Here is a 21290-nt window from a genome sequence, read left to right on the forward strand (position 1 = left end):
GAATCATGGCAAGAAGAAAAAAGAAACAATCACAAGGCGTCTATTATCTGATACTGTTTATCTGCATCGTTTGCCTGGCCTACGAACCCGTTGCAAAGGTTCTGTCGGGCGACAAACAGACGGTGGAGGCTCCTGCAAAGATAGACCTTCCGGCCGATACCCGCCTCGAAATACCGGCAAAGCTGAAGAACACTTCCGAACTGATTCTGCAACGGAAAGGATATACCGTATCTTATAATAAGGACTTGAAGATACCGAACTGGGTGGCTTGGGAACTCACCCCCGAAAAACTGGTGGAACGCGAAAGCCGTACGGACAAGTTCCTGCCCGATCCCGACCTGCCGGAAAGTGAAGCCGTGACCACCGACGACTACAAAGGAGCCGGTATGGACCGCGGCCACATGTGTCCCGCAGGCGACAACCGCTGGCACTGGAAAGCCATGCAAGAGAGTTTCTACATGACCAACATCTGCCCGCAAAACCACAACCTGAACCGTGGAGACTGGAAAGAACTGGAAGAAGCCTGTCGTCGTTGGGCAGAAAAAGAAGGAAAGATATACATCGTCTGCGGTCCCATCCTCTACGACCAGAAGCATCGAACCATCGGCAAACGGCACAAAATCACCGTGCCCGAAGCCTTCTTCAAGGTAATACTGTGCACTGAAAGTAATCCGCCACGGGCCATCGGCTTCATTTATAAGAATGCTTCGGGCAATCATCCACTGGACAGTTACGTCAATACAGTGGATGAAGTGGAACGGATTACGGGCATCGACTTCTTCCCCGCCCTGCCGGATGAGGTGGAGGACAAAGTAGAAGCGACGTATGACCTGAGTCTGTGGAAGAAAAACTAATTCCTTATTCCTTTATCCATGCTCCGGTAATCTCTGCCACATACATGTGGTGAAATCCGCCGTGAGCACCGCCGTACCATTGTTTGCAGGTTTCGGGATGGATGAAACACTCTTCTTTAATCGTATCGGTATAGAGTTTGCGACATTCCAGGCTCAGTCGTCCTTGCTCGAAGAAGATATTTCCTTTCTCGGTGACGACGGGCTTCAGTCCCGTTTCCTTTACCTTGTCCACTTCCCTACCCGACTTACTGCCGCATATCTTATGAACGGCTCTGTTCTCTTCGCCCAGGAAAGAAAGCGTGAAGTACTCACTCTTTTCGGCAAATTCGAAAGTATAACGCTCCGGACGAATAAAGACAAATACTACCGGCTTGTTCCAAAGGAAACCGATGCCGCCCCAACTGGCAGTCATGGTATTGAAATGCTCTTGATTACCGGCTGTTATCAGCATCCACTCTTTGCCTATGGCTTCGAAGAAGTTTTCGTTCAGTTCTTTAATTGCAATTGGTTTCATAATAATGTATGTCATAATTTGATGTTACTCTGTCATTAGCTTCGCTCAATACGAAACGCTGACCGGTATGCCTGCCGCTTCTACCAGTGCCGCTATGCGGTCCAGTTCTTCGCGGGTAGCTTTCTGCAAGTCATGGTCGGGCGTTTCGCGGTCGATGGTATAAATCATCACCTGGCGGGGAGCAATCTCTTTAACAGCTTCCAGCCAGGGAAGGACGTATTTGTCGGAAGTATTATCTACATCCCGGCCTTCGTAACCACCTTTCATGAACATAGTTTGTATGATGCAGTTTCCCTTGAAGGACTTCATACCGTCGATGATGGAAGCAATGGAATATTGTCCCGTGGGACGGTCCACTTCACGGATATATGCTTCATCTACCGTATCCAGCTTGAGGATATTGTTATCGATCTTATTCAAAGCCTCGAATACGGCAGGGCGATGGATAAACGTAGAATTGCTCAGTACACTGACTTTAGCTTTCGGAAAGTATGTATCGCGCAAAGCAAGCGTATCTTCTATGATTTCGGGAAAATGGGGATGCGCCGTCGGCTCTCCGTTACCGGCAAAGGTCAGCACGTCGGGCGTAGGGCCATTCTGCTGCATATCCTGCAAGCGGGCTTCGAGTGCTGCGCGCACTTCCTCGCGTGTGGGCAACGCCTGCTTGGGCCGATGGTCTTTATTGAAACCGCATTCGCAATAGATGCAGTCGAAGGTACATACCTTACCGTCTGCCGGCAATAAGTTAATCCCCAAAGATACTCCCAAACGGCGGGAATGGACAGGACCGAAGATGGGAGACGGATAAATGACAGTCATATTATTTACGATTTAACAGTTGAATCAATGACAAAGTTAACTGAAAACTATTGTATTCAACAATATTCGGCCTTCAAAGTTTATAAAGAAGACGGGATATTACTCCTGCAAAGGACTTGCTTTATACTAAATAATGTAAAGTATACATTACTTTTTATCCAATATACTTGTTTATATGTAAAGTATACATTACTTTTGTAGACAACATTAAATACATAGTATTATGAAGAAGAACTATTTATTTCCAACCACTTTCAGAAAGATAGGTTGGTGTTTGTTTGTTCCGTTTGCTATTGCAAGTCTGCTTTGTCTTTTCGATGGCTGGAACGATAACTGGTCTGTGGTTAGTGTATTCTCACTTATCCCCTGGGGTATCATCAAGAATTCCATTATTGATGAAATAAGCATGATAGGACTTACAATATCGCTTCTGTTCATAGCCTTTTCAAAAGAGAAGGACGAGGACGAATGCATAGCCAATATCCGTTCAAGTTCTCTTGTCTGGGCTGTTGTGACAGGCTATCTCTTGCTGATAGTATGTACTATGTTTATCTATGATATACAATATCTTAACTTTGTATTCATAGACTTGTTCATGATACTGATCCTATTCATCATAAAGTACAATATTGAACTTTATAAATTCAAGAGGAGCAACAATGACTAATACATTAAGAGTGGAAAGGGCCATCAAGCACATCACCCAACAGCAGTTGGCCGAAGCCATAGGGGTGAGCCGACAGACCATAAACGCCATAGAATCGGGAAAATATGTTCCTTCTACGCTGCTGGCATTGAAGATATCGGAAGTCTTCGGAAAGACGGTGAACGAAATATTCACTTTAGAGGAAAGCGATAAAGCTAAAACTTGATACGCAATTGCATCTGCAAGTCCCCTTTTTTATTTCCTTCTATCAGGTCATTGCCCGATCCGATGGCATCGCGGTCTTGGTAAACCGTCTGCCCGAACTTGACGAGAAGCATAAAGGCTTTACTCAAGTCATAGCGAAGATGTGTGGAATAACGAAAGCCGCGACCATAGAAGGAAGGTGTATAAAAGGTATATAAAAGTCCCTTCTCGGAGGTGTAGACACGAGAATCGTAATCGTCTGTATGGAAATAGGTGCCTTGCAAAGAGATGGATAAAGGAAAGGAAGAAAAAGCGTAAGCACAAGATTGTGTGCACTGCCAGCCCTGCCGACGGTCGAACCGATACTTCCCTACATCCTGCTGACGGAAATGATTGTAATCTACCGTAGTACGGAATATGAAACCTCCGGGCATATAAGTCATCCGATAGCGGAGCCGGTGATGATAGACCGGGGATATGGCTTCACCACTTGTCCCCGTTACGTCTCTTTCTTTCTGCTTATAGCGGTAATTGAGATACATGGACAGATTGCGCCGCGGAGAATAAGCCGCCTGAAACATGCCGTCCACTCCTTGCGAAGGCTTACTGATGCGATACTTCCACCAGGGAAAACTGAACATATCCAGCGAAGCAAACAACTTCCAACGGGCAAAAGGAGTGGCCTCTACTGCCAGATACCAGCCATTCTCGTTCTGTGGCGTACTGCTCTCGCCAAAAGAACGGGCAAACATGGACCAGTAATCGGAAGAATAATAACGATGGATAAGTAGCAAACGGTAGTCGGAAGACAAGTTATACCTTAACTGATTCAGCAAGGCATAACCTTGTTTTCCGATAGCCACCTCTCCTACCCATGCGAAACGTCCCAAACGGTATTTATAGTCAACGCCTGCATTATAGAAATTATTCCCATGCAGGTTGTACTTTGCATACTTATTCAACTTAGGTTCATAAGGATGATTAAAGAAGTAATAGATGCCGGTCAGCCCTACCTTCAGTGCATTCTTTTCGTAAGTCACATTGCCGCCCATCAACTGAAGGGTAAAGATATCCATCTTATCGGCTTCTTTCTGCGTACGGTGCAAGCCGGTTTTATAGATAGAGGTGATCTCTCCGTCCTTTATCACTCCATCCATCGACCGATGGGAATAGAAAGCGGAAAATTCCAAGGAAGGGAGCACTGCCACCGTTGCCGCCGCACCGCGGAAATAATTGTATTCATCGGTAGAGCTGTGCTTCTTGATACCTCCGATACGGTATTCCGAGGTAGACATGGAGAATGTTTTGCCTAACCGGAAGTCTGTACTCAACACTAATCCCTGCCCGAAACTCAACCGGTAATTGCCCAGTGCCAAAGTTTTCAGTCTGCCCAGGTTCTTAATGAGGAAATAAAAAGAATAGTAATCATATCCCTTCTTGTCGTGCAAGGCAAAGAAAGGCTCTCCCGCATCCTTTTCTCCCGTTATTCCTATCTGAAGATAATCGCTATAATGAAAATTATAACGCAGAGAGTGGTAGAGAGAAGGCCCCAAGTAATTCTTCTCATATCCTTTGCGGGTATAAAGAGGAACATCCAGCCGGGTAAGCACTTCGTTCTTTCCATATTTCAGGATGGACTTCAAAGCAGGATATCCCCTACTCCCTTCCACCACTTGTACACAGATAAAAGGAAGCAGCATCTCGATGGTGCGCTTATCCATCTCCTCCACCAGTTGCAGTTCATAAACGGTCTGCATCTGTCCATGAATATAGACATAAGCCAGGAGGTTTTCTATCTGAATATCCGTGAGGAAAGGAAATTGCTCTAACTGGCGCTTTGTGGCCGTATTGATGTTGACGGGTTCTTGCAGATGTCGGGACAGTTCTTCCAATTCATCTTCCCAATTATACTCTTCTTCACTCTCCATGGAGAGTTGTTCCAGGTTCTCTTCGAGAAGAAGCAGAGACGGCTCCTTCCGAGGTTCAGGTGTGTTTTGAGCTTCAAGTATAGGAGTCATTAGCAACATACCCACAAAGACTCCTATCTTGACGATTCTCATTCGATATAGCCGTTTCGTTGTTATTTATGATTGTTTCAGCGGACGAAAGTACAGTAATAAAATAATAACAAGAAATATTTCAGCCTAAAAACAACAAGAACTTAAACGAAAATACGATTCACCTATTTCAATATTTATAATTTTTCCTGTGATACCTATAACGCCTAATTCCGGCCTGCAACCACTCGGGAGATATCTCTGACGCCATTTTCATAAGGCTACACCCTTTCTCCCGGATGGCTACACCCTTTAGTGGTGATGGCTACACCATCTGCAGGAAAGGGTGTAGCCCTGCAAGAAGGACGGTTTGCTGCAATCAACAAGAAGAAATATATAAAGAAACAATCATTAAAAACGTCACTTGCATAAATCACCTTAAATAAGTTAATTGATTAAGGAAAAAACACTCAAATACAACAACATTCCGCAGAATGATGTACTTTTGCAGCATGAACACAAGGCTTAACATAGTAATACTCATCATGTTTCTATTCATCGGAAGCCTGAAATGTCTTGCGCAGCAGCAGTCCCCGCAAACTGGTGCGCAAAAGAGTATCTATCTTACCCCGATGTGCGTTTACGAAGGTGATACCATTCCATACGTTAAACTGCCCACTGTTTACATCTTCAAGCCGCTTAAATTCAAGAACAAGCGGGATATGAACAATTACTATAAACTTATCCGTGATGTGAAGAAAGTGCTTCCCATCTCCAAAGAAGTGAACCGCGCCATCATCGAAACCTACGAATACATGATGACCCTGCCCAACGAAAAGGCACGCCAGAAACACATGAAAGCAGTGGAAAAAAGCATGAAAGAGCAATACACCCCACGTATGAAGAAACTTACCTTCGCCCAGGGCAAACTACTGATAAAACTGGTAGACCGACAGACCAACTCCACCGGATATGAATTGGTAAAAGCCTTTATGGGACCTTTCAAAGCAGGTTTTTACCAAACATTTGCCGCCCTGTTCGGCGCCAGCCTGAAGAAACAATACGACCCGACGGGAGATGATGCACTCACCGAACGGGTAATACTGATGGTGGAGAGCGGACAACTCTAATAGTTCAACCCAAAGCACCAAAGAGGAATTACATTGGCATAACCCGATTCAATATCATCTTTTACTATATATCCTTCCTGTGCCTCGGATATTTGTTTCTGTCCCTTCCCTTTTCCTCCTACTTCAAAAGTCCGTTCTCCTATTTTGAAATCTGCCAGTCGGGAAGAAGTTATTTCTTGCTTTACTCTCAGCTGATTGTAAAAGAAAGTTTCACGAACATTACCCACATTCGATTCCATCTTCCCTAAAGCATAAATAAGATTCGTATTGTCCAGATACACCTTTTCTACTTTTCCTAAACTGCGGATTCCTCCGGTTTCGTCACGCAATTGGGATATCATTCCGCAACGTTCCATATATAGCAGATAATCACTTATATAGTTTCGCCCGGCTCCCGTCAGGTCTGCCAATTTCTGCATAACCGGCTTAAAAGGAACACTCTTGGCAATAACCATCAGCAGTTGCTTCAATTTACGCCCAGTAGATACATTCATATTGGCATATTGCGGAATATCAATTTCCATAGTCTGATTGATAACTTGCTCCAACTCTACGTCGAAGTCGGCATCACGACTGAAAGGATAATATCCCTTTCTCAGATAGTCGGCAAACATAGGCAAGGGATGATTTACTCCAGGAATCTCTGCTTTCTGTTCCAATATATCTTCGAGTGTATAGACAGGAACAGAAAGATTGTGAAATAAACGCAGATACTCCCGAAAAGACAATCCTTGCATTTCGTAGATAGGTGCCCTCCTGCTCAAGTCTGCCATCCCTTTATAAATGTCCAGAATAGACGAACCGGTGAAGAGAATCTGCATATCGGTATAAGTGTCATACAGTTGTTTCAATTCACGCGACCAGTCCGGATACTTATGAATTTCGTCAATAAACAGATGCTTGCCACCTTGCTTGCTGAATTTATCAGCCAAGTCAATCAATGTATTAGTCACAAAGTACATATTGTCTGCCGATACATACAACGTATCTTTAGCTGACAGGTTCTTTTTGATGTATTGCAGAAACATAGTTGTCTTTCCTACACCACGTGGTCCTACTAATCCAAGCATACGGCTCTCCCACTTGATTTCATCGTATTTATAACGGATAAAACCAGTATCTGTTTCTTTCAGAAGTTTGTTGAAGCTTTCGTATAATCTATCCATAAATCGATCTATTTATGGACAAAGATAGTAAAATTGCACCATGATGGTGCATAAAACACGTACTTTCTGCACCATCATGGTGCAATTTCAGTTCTATTATTTGAAGTTTATTTCCGCCTTGCGTGCTTGTGAATGTTGAAACTGACGCTTTACATTGTACAGTTTTCCATCTCTGATAAACTTTGAACCGGTCTGTTTAAACCAGAATGAAACATTGTTTTCTATGCAGACGCTGCGAAGTTCCATTATCCAGTCAAAGTCGCAGGGACGGGCTTCATATCCCGATTCTCCACCTGCAACGACTTGTTCAATCCATTCCGATATGCAATAAGAAGTCAAATCAATCTTCTCTAACAATGGTTCGCAAATGATTATTTTGTGCTTTATGGGAGCGGCTTTATAAATGGGCAGACGATAATCGGCACACTCCTGATTCTCTACCGTGCAGCAGATAGTTACATTCTCATATCCATCCCCCCAATTTCCGGGCAAACAATCGGCAAAACGGTCTATACGCTTGGTTATCATCAGAAAATGAAGATCACTACGCTGATACATCATATCCCACGCTTCGGCACGCCACTTATCGGCATCTTCTACAAAGAAATCGGAGGTAAAGCAAGTATAAACCAAGGTTCCCGACGGTATTTTAAACTCTCCGCTCCGCTTCTTTCGCAGGGGCAAATCGAAGTTTTTTGTCTGTGTTACTATCGAACTGTCCACATCTCTCTTAGCATCGCCACGATAAACATAGCAATGTCTGCATCCTGTACTCAGTTTATGGCAACCGTGCCACAAATTCCACATCATTGATTTTGCTGCAATACCATTCATTTGAACAATAATTCACAGAGTTAATATTATGTTGATAACGCGGTTAGCAACGAGAACATACAAAGAGATAAAACAATGATTTTCAATCTACTTATCTTGTTAATAAGCCAAATATATAATTGTTCATTCAGCTCTCAGTTTCTTGAATAAATCCCAGATAACAATGCCTGCCGTTACAGATACGTTCAAAGAATGCTTCGTGCCGTATTGAGGTATTTCAATGCATCCGTCGGAATGGTCGATTACTTCTTGTTGAACACCCTTCACTTCATTTCCCATCACCACGGCGTACTTCCCGGACTTGTCTAAAGTCAACTCATCCAACATGATACTTCCTTCTGCCTGCTCCACGGAATAAACAGTATATCCCTCGGATTTGAGGTTATCAACAGCTTCAACCGCGTTATTAACATACTTCCAATCTACGGTGAATTCTGCTCCTAAAGCCGTTTTATGCATCTCGGGATGCGGTGGAGTGGCCGTAATGCCACAAAGATAGATACATTCAATCCGGAAAGCATCCGAAGTGCGAAACACAGAACCTATGTTATGAAGACTGCGGATATTATCCAATACCACCACCAAAGGCAGCTTTTCAGCCTCTTTAAACTCTTCTGCACTGATACGGTTCAACTCTGTTATCTTCAGTTTTCGCATAACGACTTGTTGATTTAATACATTGATTTATAATAGTTTGATAGACACTGGCGTTTGTCCTGACAGACACCAGTGTTCAACATGACAGACACTGGTGTTTGACGTGACAAACACTGGCCTCTGTCACAACAGACTCCAGTGTCTGACAAACGCTCTGTTTTTCCTTGTGCAAAGATACTCCTTTCCGTTTATATCCCGGTTAATAACCGTTGAAAACGTGTCAATAGCATAGGGAAACATTTTTAAAAGTAATCCTTGCATTATTCAAAGGTTCGCATATTACAATGCCGTAACGAACAAACCAAAAAAGTTAAGAGAAACTTTCAAGGGCTATTTAAACACATTTTTAAGCACTATTCCATCGGTTTATAACTGTAAAGTTATTAACTTTGCGGTTCATCAACAACGTGTTAATGAAGTAAGATGATAGAACAATAGAGTGCTTATAATCAGAAGTTACGCTTTCATAGCTCCGGTTAATAAGATATGGACAAAGTTTTACCCCGTACTAATAACTTTGTGGGCAAGAAAAATCGTACTTATTTATCCACACTATTAACAGGCTATCATCACTATCAAAGGATTTTTAAAGAAGAAAGAGAAATAAAGAATATAATTATGGATAATCTTATAGAAGCTATCAAGCAACTGAAAAAGGAGAAGAATGCAATCATCCTGGGACACTACTACCAGAAAGGTGAAATACAAGATATAGCCGACTACGTAGGCGACAGTCTTGCCTTGGCACAATGGGCGGCACGGACGGAAGCGGACATCATTGTGATGTGCGGCGTTCACTTCATGGGCGAAACGGCAAAGGTACTCTGTCCCGACAAGAAGGTGTTGGTGCCCGATATGGCGGCAGGCTGTTCGTTGGCCGACAGCTGCCCGGCTGATGAGTTCGGTCAGTTTGTCAAAGAGCACCCCGGATATACGGTGATATCCTACGTCAACACAACGGCTGCCGTGAAGGCGGTTACCGATGTGGTGGTGACTTCTACCAATGCCAAGCAGATCGTAGAAAGCTTCCCCAAAGATGAGAAAATAATCTTCGGGCCGGATAGAAACCTGGGGAATTATATCAACTCCATCACCGGAAGGAATATGTTACTATGGGATGGCGCTTGCCATGTACACGAACAATTCTCGGTTGAAAAGATTGTTGAAATGAAGACGAAATATCCCGATGCAGTGGTGTTGGCTCATCCCGAATGCAAGAGTACGGTACTGAAATTGGCGGATGTGGTAGGTTCTACGGCTGCATTGCTGAAGTATGCGGTGACTCATCCCGAGAAGAGTTATATTGTAGCTACCGAATCGGGTATCCTGCACGAGATGCAGAAGAAGTGTCCGCAGACAACGTTTATTCCGGCTCCTCCCAATGATAGTACTTGTGCCTGCAATGAGTGTAGCTTCATGCGGTTGAATACACTGGAAAAGCTCTACGATTGTCTGAAGAATGAGTCTCCCGAAATAAAGGTGGATGTTGAAATTGCAGAAAAGGCGGTAAAACCGATTAAGAGGATGCTGGAGATATCGGCAAAATTGGGATTGTAATCTTGTTAGTAACTCAATTCCCTTCCTCCCAAGAGCTACTCTTTATACACATCTTTAAGGTGTATAGGAAAGAGTAACTTCATTCCCCTCCTCCTGGGAGGAGGGGTGCCCAGCGGGCGGGGTGGTAGAGAGCACATAACTCTGTGCATATTCCTCTATCTCCTTCAGTATTTGCTCTGCATTTTCAAACACCGTTCTATTTTCAAACCTCAGCACTTTGATATTCTTTATCTCAGTGAGGAATGATGTGCGTTTTTCATCATAGTCTTGTTGCCTATTATGAACTTCACCGTCCAGTTCTATTGCCAACTTTAATTTAGGACAATAAAAATCAAGAACGTATGGTCCTACACTATGCTGTCTTCTAAATTTGAGTTTAGCTATCTGATTATTTTTTAATAAGTTCCAAAGAGTAGCTTCTGCGGAGGTAGAATGATTTCGTAATTCTTTTCGTAAATCAGTAAACTCTGATTTATTCATGAGGGTTTGCATAGGGATATATTTTTGCATTTAAGGTTATGTGTTCTCTACCACCCCGCCCGCTGGGCACCCCTCCTCCCAAGAGGAGGGGAATTGAGTTACTACTGCTAAATTATGGTTGAGTGGTTATTTCATTAGGAACTTGCAAAGCTTATTAGTAGCCAGTGCCCGATGACTGATCTTATTCTTTAATTCGTTTCCCATCTCAGCATACGTCTGTGTATATCCTTCGGGAATAAATATAGGATCGTACCCGAAACCTGACATGCCGCGTCTGGTTTTTGTTATTTCTCCTTTCACGATTCCTTCAAACAGATGTTCTTTTCCGTCTATGATAAGAGCAAAAACAGTACGAAACTGTGCTTTACGATTCTCCATACCTTCCATATCCTGCAACAGCTTCTTCATATTTGCTTCCGAGTTGTGCGCATCACCGGCATAGCGTGCCGAATATACTCCGGGAGCTCCGTTCAATGCTTCCACTTCCAGGCCGGTATCATCGGCAAAGCAGTCCAGTTGATAATTATCAAAGATATATCTTGCTTTCAGCAAAGCATTTCCTTCAAGCGTGTCTGCTGTTTCGGGAATGTCGGTGTAGCAATTGATATCCTTCATGCTGAGAAGTTCTACCTTTTCTCCCAAGATAGCAGTAACCTCCTCCAACTTATGTGCATTGTTGGTGGCAAATACAAATTTCTTTCTCATACTATAATCTCCTATATATTCGTGGCTTGTAATGCAAGTTACTTACTTATTTCACTTTGATACGGTCGAATCCTTCTCCGTATACACCGATAACGGAGCTTTGAGAAATGAAAGCATTCGGATCGATATCTTTCACCATTCGGAAGATTTCGACAGATTGGCGCTTATAGGCAAGCACCACCAATACTTTTACGTTTCGCTTGCTGTACCAGCCTATACCGTCGAGCACCGTCACGCCGCGGTGGGTTTCTTTGGTGATGCGGTCGGCAATCTTCTCGTACTCTTTAGAGAAGATGAAGAACTGCACAGACTGTCGTGCACTGTTTACGATGTAATCCAGTACAAATCCGATGACAAACAGTGTTACAAAACCAAATATCACCCGTCTCCAGTCGTTGAAGATGAAGTAGCAGGAACTGATGATAACAACATCACAAGCCATTATCATACGTCCCAAAGTGACGTCGTGGTATTTGTTGATAATGGCAGCAATGATATCCGTACCTCCGGTACTTCCGTTACAGTTGAATACCACGCCGAGACCGATACCGCACATCGTAGCACCTATCAGACAAGCCATAAAATCTTGTCCCGGTCCCAGGATTTGCGGTGGAACACCATCCGGCCCATTCACCAGCCATTGGAAGAACCATAGAAAGAAAGTCAATCCGAAGATGGCAAACGTAGTCTTGATACTGAACTTCGGTCCCAGTATCTTGATGGCAAACGTCATCAAAACGGCATTGATAATGAAATACGACCATTGGATGGGAAAGCCAGTGGCGTAATAAATAATAGCACCGATACCGGTAGTACCTCCAGTCGTAATCTGGTAGGGGATGAGAAACGCTGCCCATCCCATGGCATAGCTGATGAGTCCGAAAGTGATGAAGACGTAGTCTCTCAACTCCCTCATCACTTCCGCTTTGGTTGGTTTTGTAATTTGCATATCTATTATTTAACAACGATGTTTACGATCTTCTTCGGCACTACGATTACCTTGGCGATAGTTTTACCTTCTATCCACTTCGCAGAACGTTCGTCGGCCAATACGGCAGTCTGAATGGCATCTGATGCTGCATCAGCAGGGAACTCCATGTTGAAGCGTGCTTTTCCGTTGAAGGAAACAGTATAGTTAATCGTATCTTCTATCAGGTATTCTTCGTTGTATTTAGGCCACTGGGCATCGCATACGGAGCCTGTATTGCCCAATTTTTCCCACAGCTCTTCGCATACATGTGGCGCAAAAGGAGCCAGTACAATGACAAACTGGTTGAGTATTTCCTTCTTGCTGCATTTCATTCCGAACAGTTCGTTCACGCAAATCATGAAGGCACTGATGCTGGTGTTATAAGAGAATTGCTCGATGTCTCCTGTAACTTTCTTGATAAGTTTGTGCAGCGATTTCAGTTCTTCCTTGGTAGCCGGTTCGTCCGTCACCAGATAGTTGTCGTTGCGGTCGTAGAACAGTGACCAGAACTTCTTGATGAAGCGGTGTACACCGTCTATACCGTTTGTATCCCAAGGTTTGGATTGTTCTACCGGACCGAGGAACATTTCGTACATACGAAGTGTATCTGCACCGTATTTCTCGACAATCATATCGGGATTGACGACGTTGAACATGGATTTACTCATCTTTTCTACTGCCCATCCGCAGATGTACTTGCCATCTTCGAGAATGAACTCTGCCGTTTCGTATTCGGGACGCCATGCTTTGAAGGCTTCGAGATCCAGGATATCATTGGATACGATGTTTACATCTACGTGGAGTGGGGTAGTATCATACTGGTCTTTCAGGTTCAGAGATACGAACTTGTTGCTGTCTTTGATGCGATAAACAAAGTTGCTTCGACCTTGAATCATACCTTGGTTCACTAACTTTTGGAATGGTTCTTCTACTGCAGAGACACCAACGTCGTGCAGGAATTTGTTCCAGAAACGGGAGTATATCAAGTGGCCGGTGGCATGTTCGGTACCACCTACGTAGAGGTCTACGTTGCGCCAGTATTCGTCTACCTTCTTGTCAACGAGTGCAGTATGGTTATGCGGATCCATATAGCGCAGGTAGTAAGCGCTTGAACCTGCAAAACCGGGCATAGTGTTGAGTTCCAACGGGAAAATGGTGACATTGTCTATCTTTTCGTTTTCTACCACACACTTGTTTACAGTGTCCCAAGCCCATTTAGTGGCATGTCCCAATGGAGGTTCACCTGTCTCGGTAGGCAAGAATTTGTCTACTTCGGGAAGTTCAAGGGGCAGACAGCTTTCGTCAATCATATAAGGCATTCCGTCCTTGTAGTAAACCGGGAACGGTTCACCCCAGTAGCGTTGACGGGAGAAGATGGCATCGCGCAGGCGGAAGTTTACCTTCACACGTCCCAGATTATGCTCTTTTACATATTTCTTGGTAGCTTCAATGGCTTCTTTGATGGTCAGTCCGTTCAGTGAAAGGTCACAGTAAGGAGTAACGCCTTCACGTGGAGAATTGCAAACAATACCTTCTTTGGCGTCGAAGCTTTCCTCACTAACGTCGCAACCTTCTACCAATGGACGAATTTCCAGTCCGAAGTGTTTTGCAAAAGCATAGTCGCGGCTATCGTGTGCAGGTACAGCCATGATAGCACCTGTTCCATATCCGGCAAGTACATAGTCACTGATCCAGATGGGCACTGCTTCTCCGGTGAACGGATTGACGGCATAGCTTCCGGAGAACACACCGGTAACGCTGCGGTCGGCAATGCGTTCACGTTCGGTACGTTTCTTGGTACGTTCCAGGTAAGCATCTACTTCTTCTTTCTGTTCCGGGGTAGTGAGCTGTGGTACCAGTTCACTTTCGGGAGCTAATACCATAAAGGTAACGCCGAACATGGTGTCTGCACGGGTAGTAAAGATGGTAAATTCCAAATCGCTATCCTTCACTTTGAATTGTACCTCGGCACCTTCGCTGCGGCCTATCCAGTTCTTTTGAGTTTCTTTCAGAGATTCGGTCCAGTCGATGGTATCCAGTCCATCCAATAAACGTTGTGCATAGGCAGATACACGCAGGCACCATTGGCGCATCTTCTTCTGAACTACGGGGAAACCACCGCGCTCTGATACACCGTCTATCACTTCATCATTGGCAAGTACGGTTCCCAGTTGGGGACACCAGTTTACCATTGTTTCGCCCAGGTAGGCAATGCGATAGTTCATCAGGATTTCCTGCTGCTCCTTTTCGCTCTTGGCATTCCATTCTTCGGCAGTGAAGCTGAGTTCTTCACTGCAAGCGGCATTCAAGCCTTCGTTGCCATATATGGCAAATGCATCAATCAATTCCTGAATGGGGCGTGCCTGCTTTTCATCATTGCAGTAGTAGCTATTGAACATCTTCTGGAATGCCCATTGAGTCCAATGATAATATTCCGGTTCACAAGTACGGATTTCGCGGTCCCAGTCGAAAGAGAAACCTATCTTATCCAATTGCTCGCGGTAACGGTTGATATTGTTGACGGTGGTAATTGCAGGGTGCTGTCCCGTTTGTATGGCGTATTGCTCAGCGGGAAGCCCGTAAGCATCATATCCCATGGGATTCAGGACATTGAAACCTTGCAGTCGTTTGTAGCGGGCGTAAATATCAGAAGCAATGTATCCCAGTGGATGACCTACGTGCAATCCCGCACCGGAGGGGTAGGGGAACATGTTCAGCACATAGTATTTCTGCTTCGTTTCGTCTTCTGTCACTTGGTAGGTTTTGTTTTCCACCCACCGTTTCTGCCATTTCTTTTCAATCTCCCTGAAATTGTATTCCATAATGGTATTTGTTAGTATATTGTTGAAAACACTGTTAATTCTACAGTTAAAACCGGTTAGTATCCGGTTAATATCGGTGCAAAGTTACGGGTTTATTTTCAGATTTGTAGCTAAGTAGTATAAAAAACAATAGCAAACGCTTGATAATTCATTTTTTATTACCTACTTTTGTGATGTGCTTTTAAAACTAATTTTTTGTTTGTAATACAAGTAATAGCTAAATTAGTTCAATAGGATTTTACAGAAAAAGATTTTTAGGATATTCCAAGGGATGAAGTCTGAGAAGATTGCATCCCTTTTTATTTTCTTGTTTATCGTAATAGTTATCCTGCTCCTGATGCACTGTGAGGGGGGCAAGTAATTTTTAGTAAAAACCCAGTAGAAATTTAGTAAATTTTCCTCTGATTTTTAGTAAATTTCCTTCGGCTTTTTACTAAAAATTCTGGGGCGTTTATTCAGGATTGATTTTGCGGTATGGAAAGAAATGCTGTATATTTGTCCAAACTTACAGGCGGACGAACTTATGAATTCGAAAAAAAACTACACTTACCATCTGATTGCTATTTGTACGGTAGCAATATGGGGTCTGACATTTATCTCTACGAAAGTATTAATTGAATATGGACTTTCTCCTCAGGAGATATTTCTGCTCCGTTTTCTGATTGCTTATGTAGGTATCTGGTTCATTTCTCCCCGTAAGCTTTTTGCCGATAACTGGAAAGATGAACTTTGGTTACTTTTGGGAGGTATCACAGGTGGTTCATTTTATTTTCTGACTGAGAATACGGCGTTGGGTATTACGCTAGCAACAAATGTGGCATTCATTGTTTGTACCACGCCGTTGCTTACTACTATTCTTTCTTTATTGATTTATAAGAAGGAGAGGGCTACCCGTGGTTTGATAGGCGGTTCTTTGTTGGCATTGGTAGGGGTAGCACTGGTTGTTTACAATGGCAGTTTCGTATTGAAAATTTCTCCATTAGGTGATTTTCTTACATTGCTTGCTGCCTTTTCCTGGGCGTTTTATAGTTTGATAATGAGGAAAATGGCCGATCGCTATAGTACTACTTTCATTACTCGTAAAATATTCTTTTATGGAGTATTGACCATTCTTCCTGCATTTCTAGTTCGTCCCTGGCAGTTTGATATAGAAAAACTTCTGGAACCTGCTGTTTTGTTCAACCTTCTGTTTTTAGGTGTGCTTGCTTCTTTAATCTGTTTTGCAGTTTGGAATGTGGTGTTGAAACAGTTGGGTACGGTAAGAGCTTCTAACTATATTTATCTCAATCCGCTCTTTACTTTGGTTGGTTCTGCTTTTCTGCTGAACGAACATCTTACAATAATGGCACTTTTGGGGGCGGTGTGTATATTGGGAGGAGTGTATTGTGCAGGGAGGAAATAGACCATATCATAGCTTATCTAAATAGTAAAAGGCAACTGAAGAATAGTCGACAGGATGTGTATTTCCTACCATGCCGTGTTCTATTCCCATATAGAATTCTTTTTCAAAAGATAGTTTGTCTGTTGTATAAAAGCGAAATCCTCCGGTACGTGCTGCTTGTAAATGATAATCCAAGCAACCGTGAAGCGGCAAGCTTTTGGCACAATTCCATTTTCCCGGCAGATCATACCACCCTCCATTATAATAATCTTCGGAACCAGTGCCATGAATGCGCATCTTTCCATCTACATAAGTAGAGTCGTCTCCTTCGAAAAATACCATATTATTGGGATACAGTCCTTGTGCATTATGGATTGTACCTATATAATGCCCTTTTCCTTTAACTGAAAGAAAATCATAGTATTCTCCTTGCTTGGGATTGATTTCACGATGCCAAAAAGCATATAATTTACCTTCTTTTATTTTATCTCTTGCTTCAGTATTATAGTATACTTTTGTGGTGATAGAAAGGTTTTCTCCTTCACCTGTACGATACTGTAGTTTCATTTCAGCTGTACTGTCAAACGGACAAGGTAGAAAACTGTAATGTCTGCCCGATTCACTACCTATCATCATTCCGTTCATCGATGGTTTTCCGGCAGAATATCCAAAAAAGTTTTGCAATGGAATATTTATGGCCGGAATTTCCTCTTTGTCCCAAACAGCATTGAGTGATATATTCTTATGTAAGGATTGTCCGCTGCTTATTTCGAAGCCAAGTATACGTCCGGGTACGTTTGTGTGAAAAAAAACTTTTTCTTCACCTGGAGCTAAAGAGAAAGAAAGTTCTTCTACTTGATAGGTTTTGGATTTCCCCATTGCAAAGGCTTCAATATCAGGAGTTGTAGAAGTTTGCCAAATATGGCAAACTTCCTTCAATGTTTTCTTTGCTTCCGGAGATAAGTCAGTAGAAAAACTTTCAATCTCATATTCAGGCATGTTTCGATATTGGATCTGATAAAATTTCATCAAAGGTCCATTTAATACTATCTTGCATGATTTTCTGTACGGTATGGGGAGGTAACAATAAAAACCTCCGACTCCTTCTCCACAAATTGGTTCTATAAACGGATATTGCTTATTGGAAAACAAGTCTTGAAAACACATTTTCAGACTGGCATTTTTTTCTCCGTCAAAATAAAACTCTAAAGTATCGTTGGTAGGGGTAGGAGTCCATATTCTGTTGATGATACCCGGTCCTTTTAAATCTGCAATCACCAACTTGCCATTTTCCTTTCGGATATAAGAGTAAGTACCATTAAAACCGTCGTCATTTCCTCCGGTTCTGTCATAACTGGATATTTGTTCTACTATACAGTTGGAACGGAATGCAGGCAATAAATCCAAGCGAAAGAGTGCTTCTAATTCAGATGAATAGCTGAAACTTTTTTTTGTAACAGGAGTACAAGAAAGAAATATGCACATAATTATTCCTATCCAGACTATAAAATGGCTATTTAATGATTTTAGCATAACTGAGTTTTATGAAGTCAGTAAATAATTAATTAATAAATAGAATTCTGTAATATGATTATTCGTCTCCCCAAGCATCATTGTCCTTGACTTTTTTCCAAGCTTGACGCATTTGGTGGATATGCCAGAAATTAATCAAAGGTTTCAACTTACGTTCAGCTTTATTGGGGATGGCAGGTATGGGACAGGCTTTGTCCTGATACCAATAGGCAACGGTTGCAATATCTAAATCCATATCATTGGATGTTCCATGCTCAATGGTTGCTTTTAGAGACTTCTCGAAAAAGATGGGATCAGTGATGAAGAAACGATATATATGAGTACGTCCCAACCATCCGGTTTCACCGTTTACGCGAGGATAACCGAAGAAAGGACTTTGGAAAGGTTCTTTAGGACACCAAGAAGTATTGAAAAAATCTTCAGTTCCAGTACCTACCATTGATGGAATTTCTTCTCCGTCAATAAACCACATATCATCACCTTCTCCATACCAGGCTGTTGAAGGATTTTGTACATAATAGTTTAATCCTATAAAGTGTCCTTTTCCTTTTATATCAGCAAATATATAATTCTCTTTCCCGTCAATATTTGCCACTTCTCCTCCAGTCTTGGGATCTTTTATTGGATTAGTTATTTCACGATTATACCATGCGTGAAAACGTCCTACATCTTTGGATAATTTGTCTACTTCATAATAATCTACATAAAAAAAGATGTTATCAATTACATTATCAGCTTGATTTTCAATTTCGATGCGAGCACCTTTTTCGAAAGGCATCATAAAGTAGGTAGACATGCCTGTTCCATTGGCAGGGCCGGTAGATAATGCATAAGAGGTAAAATTATAACTTTCATCCCATCCTTGTCCAAAGAAAGGACCTATTGGAGATTCTACCGAAGGATAGTCATTTCCATCCCAATATATTCGTAAAATGATATCATTGCGATTAACTAAGTGAGGAGGAGGAGCTATAGTAAACCATATATGATTAATGATTCCGGCTCCTTGGATATCACAGATTACAACCTTTTCATTCGGTTTAATTCCCACAATCCGATCACCATTATAGCCATTTTTATCGTAGCTACTTACTCGTTTTGAACGGTAGCCACTTTTAGTTTTCGTTAGATTATATAATTCTCCGTTAATTTGCTGAGAGGAGACAGATAAAAAGGGAATGCACAATAGTAATAATAGTAGGCTATGCTTCATATTCTATTTTTTTTGTTTTTTGAGTTCCTGACTTTCATGTAAAAGACAGGAACTCAAAAATAAGTGAGTAATTAGATTATTTCCATCCGGGATTTTGTTCCAACTGCGGATTCAACAATATTTGTCGAGTAGGCAATGGGAATAAATAGTGTTTGTTAGGATCGAACTTTCTGTCTGATGCCTTTTCTAAAATTATAACTCCTTCTTCATCTATTTCATAACCGATATTATTCCAACGACCATCCGTTTCATACTCAGTTCCTTTATACTTAATACCTCTTAATGGTTGGTTGAGTTCTATTTCAGCTGTTTTCCAGCGTCGCAAATCATCTAAACGATAACCTTCCAGGCTTAGTTCAACTGTTCTTTCACGGCGAATTTCTTCCAGCATGTTCAATCCATTGGTAGTGACAAAAGTATTAGTGAGATGAGGCATTCCGACTCTATCTCTTAATTTGTTAATGCTAATGTCCAGATCTGCGTCTGAAATATTTCCATTCTTTTCAAATGATGCTTCAGCATAAATCAGCAGTACTTCTGTGTAGCGAATAATTGGCCAGTCACATCCTAATGGGAAACTAACTTCTGCTTCCAGTTTTACATTTCTATAACCTGTTTGAGTCCAAAACCCAAAATCTACATTATATACAATGCCTCTGTTCGGATCATCAGGATTGTTCCAATCTGGATTGTACATAGGTTGTGAGAATAACCAGAAACGTTCACCTGGTTTTACGAAGAATATATCCATACGAGGGTCGCGATCTTCATATTCAGATGTAATCTTTTGATAGCCTTTAAACACAGAATTTGAATGAGTAATAGGTAATCCGTTTTTATCCAGGTACATATCTGCCAGTTTTTTTGTCGGACATAGTGTACCCGAATGCTCATAACGTGGCGATTCTCTGAGATCTTCGTCATAGCGTTGCGCTAAAATCGTTTCTTTGTTATCAGCTTTTGTTAAACCTGCCGGATTAGATTTGATTTTGGAAAGTGTAAAGAAGTACTTATAAGACCAATCTCCCAATTCAGCTCTATGATCCCATAACTCATATTCATTGCTGTTGATTACATTCCTGGCAGCTGAAATTGCATCATCTAAAAATGCATCTGCTCCTTGTAGTCCATGATATTTTCTCCATGTTCCTTCGAAGAGTGAGAATCTGGCTTTCATGGCTTCGGCAGCTCCCTTTGATATACGACCTTTATCATCTGCGGCTATTTCTGATTCAAGTGGTAAGTTGGGAATGGCTTCATCAAAATTCTTTTTAATAAAAGTTGCAATGGTTTCCCTGGTATCACGTGGTCCGTACAATAATTCTTTATCCTCCAGTGTGAGCGTTTTTTCAATCAAAGGAACACCGCCAAAACGTTTTAGCAGATTGAAATATTGATAAGCTCTGAAAAATTTCATTTCAGCTTCATAGACTTTAATATCATTCTTTAACTCTTCTGGAGCATTTGCGCATCTTTCGAGACCATAGTTTATATATCTTATGGCAGAATAAGCCCCATCCCAGGTTCCATCAGTAGTTCCGGCTATATATGAGCTGTTGCTTACATTATTGAACCCTGTAGGTTTAGTTATGTCAGACATATCATCGTCTGCGTTGAAAGAAGGCAAACCATAATAAAACTGATTTGCATAACGTTTAAAATCTTCTGCACTTGCAAAATATACTGGTTCAGAAATAACGTCTTGTGAGTATAAGTCCAAACCTTTTTCACATGAGACTGTAGTACCTAATAGAAGTAAACAGCATCCTGCCAGTATGTATTTATGTGTCTTCATATTATCTGTCTTT

The 21290-nt window shown here is 42.1% G+C and carries 19 protein-coding genes; 6 read left to right on the forward strand and 13 right to left on the reverse strand.

All coding sequences use genetic code 11. The features are described 5' to 3' along the window. The first annotated feature begins 5 nt into the window (after positions 1-5). On the forward strand, positions 6-854 hold the full coding sequence (locus AAE250_RS00080) for a DNA/RNA non-specific endonuclease (protein WP_342288586.1): 849 nt from the start codon (positions 6-8) through the stop codon (positions 852-854). A 4-nt stretch (positions 855-858) separates the two neighbouring features. Here AAE250_RS00080 and AAE250_RS00085 read toward each other — a convergent pair whose 3' ends face one another. Continuing rightward, positions 859-1371 (reverse strand): flavin reductase family protein, encoded by a 513-nt coding sequence (locus AAE250_RS00085; RefSeq protein ID WP_342288710.1) that lies wholly within the window; start codon positions 1369-1371, stop codon positions 859-861. A gap of 42 nt (positions 1372-1413) precedes the next feature. Continuing rightward, complete coding sequence (locus AAE250_RS00090) at positions 1414-2187, reverse strand: radical SAM protein (protein WP_342288587.1); 774 nt, start codon at positions 2185-2187, stop codon at positions 1414-1416. Between the two features lie 223 nt (positions 2188-2410). On the opposite strand from AAE250_RS00090, the gene AAE250_RS00095 reads away from it, so the two are divergent. Both AAE250_RS00095 and AAE250_RS00100 read left to right on the forward strand, forming a co-directional pair. Beyond that, on the forward strand, positions 2411-2854 hold the full coding sequence (locus tag AAE250_RS00095) for a hypothetical protein (protein ID WP_342288588.1): 444 nt from the start codon (positions 2411-2413) through the stop codon (positions 2852-2854). Then, positions 2847-3059, forward strand: a complete 213-nt coding sequence (locus tag AAE250_RS00100; protein WP_342288589.1) for a helix-turn-helix transcriptional regulator — start codon at positions 2847-2849, stop codon at positions 3057-3059. Before AAE250_RS00095 ends, AAE250_RS00100 begins: the two co-directional genes overlap by 8 nt. Here the strand turns inward: AAE250_RS00100 and AAE250_RS00105 are convergent. Continuing rightward, entirely contained in the window at positions 3049-5097 is a 2049-nt protein-coding gene (locus tag AAE250_RS00105; RefSeq protein ID WP_342288590.1) for a helix-hairpin-helix domain-containing protein, read from the reverse strand. The two genes, AAE250_RS00100 and AAE250_RS00105, sit on opposite strands and share 11 nt — an antisense overlap. Positions 5098-5528: 431 nt before the next feature. On the opposite strand from AAE250_RS00105, the gene AAE250_RS00110 reads away from it, so the two are divergent. Continuing rightward, a complete protein-coding gene (locus AAE250_RS00110) occupies positions 5529-6164 on the forward strand; it encodes a DUF4294 domain-containing protein (RefSeq protein ID WP_342288591.1) in 636 nt (211 codons plus the stop codon). Here AAE250_RS00110 and AAE250_RS00115 read toward each other — a convergent pair. From AAE250_RS00115 to AAE250_RS00125, 3 genes are all read right to left on the reverse strand, one after another. Further along, on the reverse strand, positions 6161-7330 hold the full coding sequence (locus AAE250_RS00115; protein ID WP_342288592.1) for an ATP-binding protein: 1170 nt from the start codon (positions 7328-7330) through the stop codon (positions 6161-6163). The two genes, AAE250_RS00110 and AAE250_RS00115, sit on opposite strands and share 4 nt — an antisense overlap. Positions 7331-7426: 96 nt before the next feature. Beyond that, complete coding sequence (locus AAE250_RS00120; protein WP_342288593.1) at positions 7427-8164, reverse strand: DUF5131 family protein; 738 nt, start codon at positions 8162-8164, stop codon at positions 7427-7429. Positions 8165-8287: 123 nt separating this feature from the next. Then, positions 8288-8821 (reverse strand): RNA methyltransferase, encoded by a 534-nt coding sequence (locus tag AAE250_RS00125; protein ID WP_342288594.1) that lies wholly within the window; start codon positions 8819-8821, stop codon positions 8288-8290. A gap of 519 nt (positions 8822-9340) precedes the next feature. Here AAE250_RS00125 and nadA point away from each other — a divergent pair. After that, entirely contained in the window at positions 9341-10378 is a 1038-nt protein-coding gene (gene nadA / locus AAE250_RS00130) for a quinolinate synthase NadA (RefSeq protein WP_342288711.1), read from the forward strand. Between the two features lie 54 nt (positions 10379-10432). Here the strand turns inward: nadA and AAE250_RS00135 are convergent, their stop codons facing one another. The 4 genes from AAE250_RS00135 to leuS all read right to left on the reverse strand — a co-directional run bounded on the left by AAE250_RS00135 (position 10433) and on the right by leuS (position 15355). Then, the gene (locus AAE250_RS00135; RefSeq protein WP_342288595.1) at positions 10433-10870 is read right to left on the reverse strand and encodes an endonuclease domain-containing protein; all 438 of its coding nucleotides are present in this window, start codon (positions 10868-10870) and stop codon (positions 10433-10435) included. 114 nt (positions 10871-10984) lie between these two features. Further along, positions 10985-11563: a non-canonical purine NTP diphosphatase gene (locus AAE250_RS00140; protein ID WP_342288596.1), complete on the reverse strand. Its 579-nt coding sequence runs from the start codon at positions 11561-11563 to the stop codon at positions 10985-10987. A gap of 46 nt (positions 11564-11609) precedes the next feature. After that, positions 11610-12512 carry a YitT family protein gene (locus AAE250_RS00145; protein WP_342288597.1) on the reverse strand — a complete coding sequence of 301 codons (903 nt, stop codon included), beginning with the start codon at positions 12510-12512 and terminating at the stop codon, positions 11610-11612. 5 nt (positions 12513-12517) lie between these two features. After that, positions 12518-15355, reverse strand: a complete 2838-nt coding sequence (gene leuS / locus AAE250_RS00150) for a leucine--tRNA ligase (protein ID WP_342288598.1) — start codon at positions 15353-15355, stop codon at positions 12518-12520. A 523-nt stretch (positions 15356-15878) separates the two neighbouring features. On the opposite strand from leuS, the gene AAE250_RS00155 reads away from it, so the two are divergent. Beyond that, the gene (locus AAE250_RS00155; RefSeq protein ID WP_342288599.1) at positions 15879-16757 is read left to right on the forward strand and encodes a DMT family transporter; all 879 of its coding nucleotides are present in this window, start codon (positions 15879-15881) and stop codon (positions 16755-16757) included. 6 nt (positions 16758-16763) lie between these two features. Here the strand turns inward: AAE250_RS00155 and AAE250_RS00160 are convergent, their stop codons facing one another. The 3 genes from AAE250_RS00160 to AAE250_RS00170 all read right to left on the reverse strand — a co-directional run bounded on the left by AAE250_RS00160 (position 16764) and on the right by AAE250_RS00170 (position 21277). Continuing rightward, entirely contained in the window at positions 16764-18269 is a 1506-nt protein-coding gene (locus AAE250_RS00160) for a DUF2961 domain-containing protein (RefSeq protein WP_342288600.1), read from the reverse strand. A 58-nt stretch (positions 18270-18327) separates the two neighbouring features. After that, positions 18328-19482 carry a glycoside hydrolase family 172 protein gene (locus AAE250_RS00165; RefSeq protein ID WP_342288601.1) on the reverse strand — a complete coding sequence of 385 codons (1155 nt, stop codon included), beginning with the start codon at positions 19480-19482 and terminating at the stop codon, positions 18328-18330. A gap of 76 nt (positions 19483-19558) precedes the next feature. Beyond that, a complete protein-coding gene (locus AAE250_RS00170; RefSeq protein ID WP_342288602.1) occupies positions 19559-21277 on the reverse strand; it encodes a RagB/SusD family nutrient uptake outer membrane protein in 1719 nt (572 codons plus the stop codon). Positions 21278-21290: the final 13 nt, after the last annotated feature.

This window comes from Bacteroides sp. GD17, from assembly GCF_038448625.1.
GTDB lineage: Bacteria > Bacteroidota > Bacteroidia > Bacteroidales > Bacteroidaceae > Bacteroides.

Coding starts and splice junctions, on each gene's coding strand:
- AAE250_RS00080 (WP_342288586.1), top strand. CDS start 6: ATGGCAAGAAGAAAAAAGAAACAATCACAAGGCGTCTATTATCTGATA.
- AAE250_RS00090 (WP_342288587.1), bottom strand. CDS start 2,187: ATGACTGTCATTTATCCGTCTCCCATCTTCGGTCCTGTCCATTCCCGC.
- AAE250_RS00095 (WP_342288588.1), top strand. CDS start 2,411: ATGAAGAAGAACTATTTATTTCCAACCACTTTCAGAAAGATAGGTTGG.
- AAE250_RS00100 (WP_342288589.1), top strand. CDS start 2,847: ATGACTAATACATTAAGAGTGGAAAGGGCCATCAAGCACATCACCCAA.
- AAE250_RS00105 (WP_342288590.1), bottom strand. CDS start 5,097: ATGAGAATCGTCAAGATAGGAGTCTTTGTGGGTATGTTGCTAATGACT.
- AAE250_RS00110 (WP_342288591.1), top strand. CDS start 5,529: ATGATGTACTTTTGCAGCATGAACACAAGGCTTAACATAGTAATACTC.
- AAE250_RS00115 (WP_342288592.1), bottom strand. CDS start 7,330: ATGGATAGATTATACGAAAGCTTCAACAAACTTCTGAAAGAAACAGAT.
- AAE250_RS00120 (WP_342288593.1), bottom strand. CDS start 8,164: ATGAATGGTATTGCAGCAAAATCAATGATGTGGAATTTGTGGCACGGT.
- AAE250_RS00125 (WP_342288594.1), bottom strand. CDS start 8,821: ATGCGAAAACTGAAGATAACAGAGTTGAACCGTATCAGTGCAGAAGAG.
- AAE250_RS00135 (WP_342288595.1), bottom strand. CDS start 10,870: ATGCAAACCCTCATGAATAAATCAGAGTTTACTGATTTACGAAAAGAA.
- AAE250_RS00140 (WP_342288596.1), bottom strand. CDS start 11,563: ATGAGAAAGAAATTTGTATTTGCCACCAACAATGCACATAAGTTGGAG.
- AAE250_RS00145 (WP_342288597.1), bottom strand. CDS start 12,512: ATGCAAATTACAAAACCAACCAAAGCGGAAGTGATGAGGGAGTTGAGA.
- leuS (WP_342288598.1), bottom strand. CDS start 15,355: ATGGAATACAATTTCAGGGAGATTGAAAAGAAATGGCAGAAACGGTGG.
- AAE250_RS00155 (WP_342288599.1), top strand. CDS start 15,879: ATGAATTCGAAAAAAAACTACACTTACCATCTGATTGCTATTTGTACG.
- AAE250_RS00160 (WP_342288600.1), bottom strand. CDS start 18,269: ATGCTAAAATCATTAAATAGCCATTTTATAGTCTGGATAGGAATAATT.
- AAE250_RS00165 (WP_342288601.1), bottom strand. CDS start 19,482: ATGAAGCATAGCCTACTATTATTACTATTGTGCATTCCCTTTTTATCT.
- AAE250_RS00170 (WP_342288602.1), bottom strand. CDS start 21,277: ATGAAGACACATAAATACATACTGGCAGGATGCTGTTTACTTCTATTA.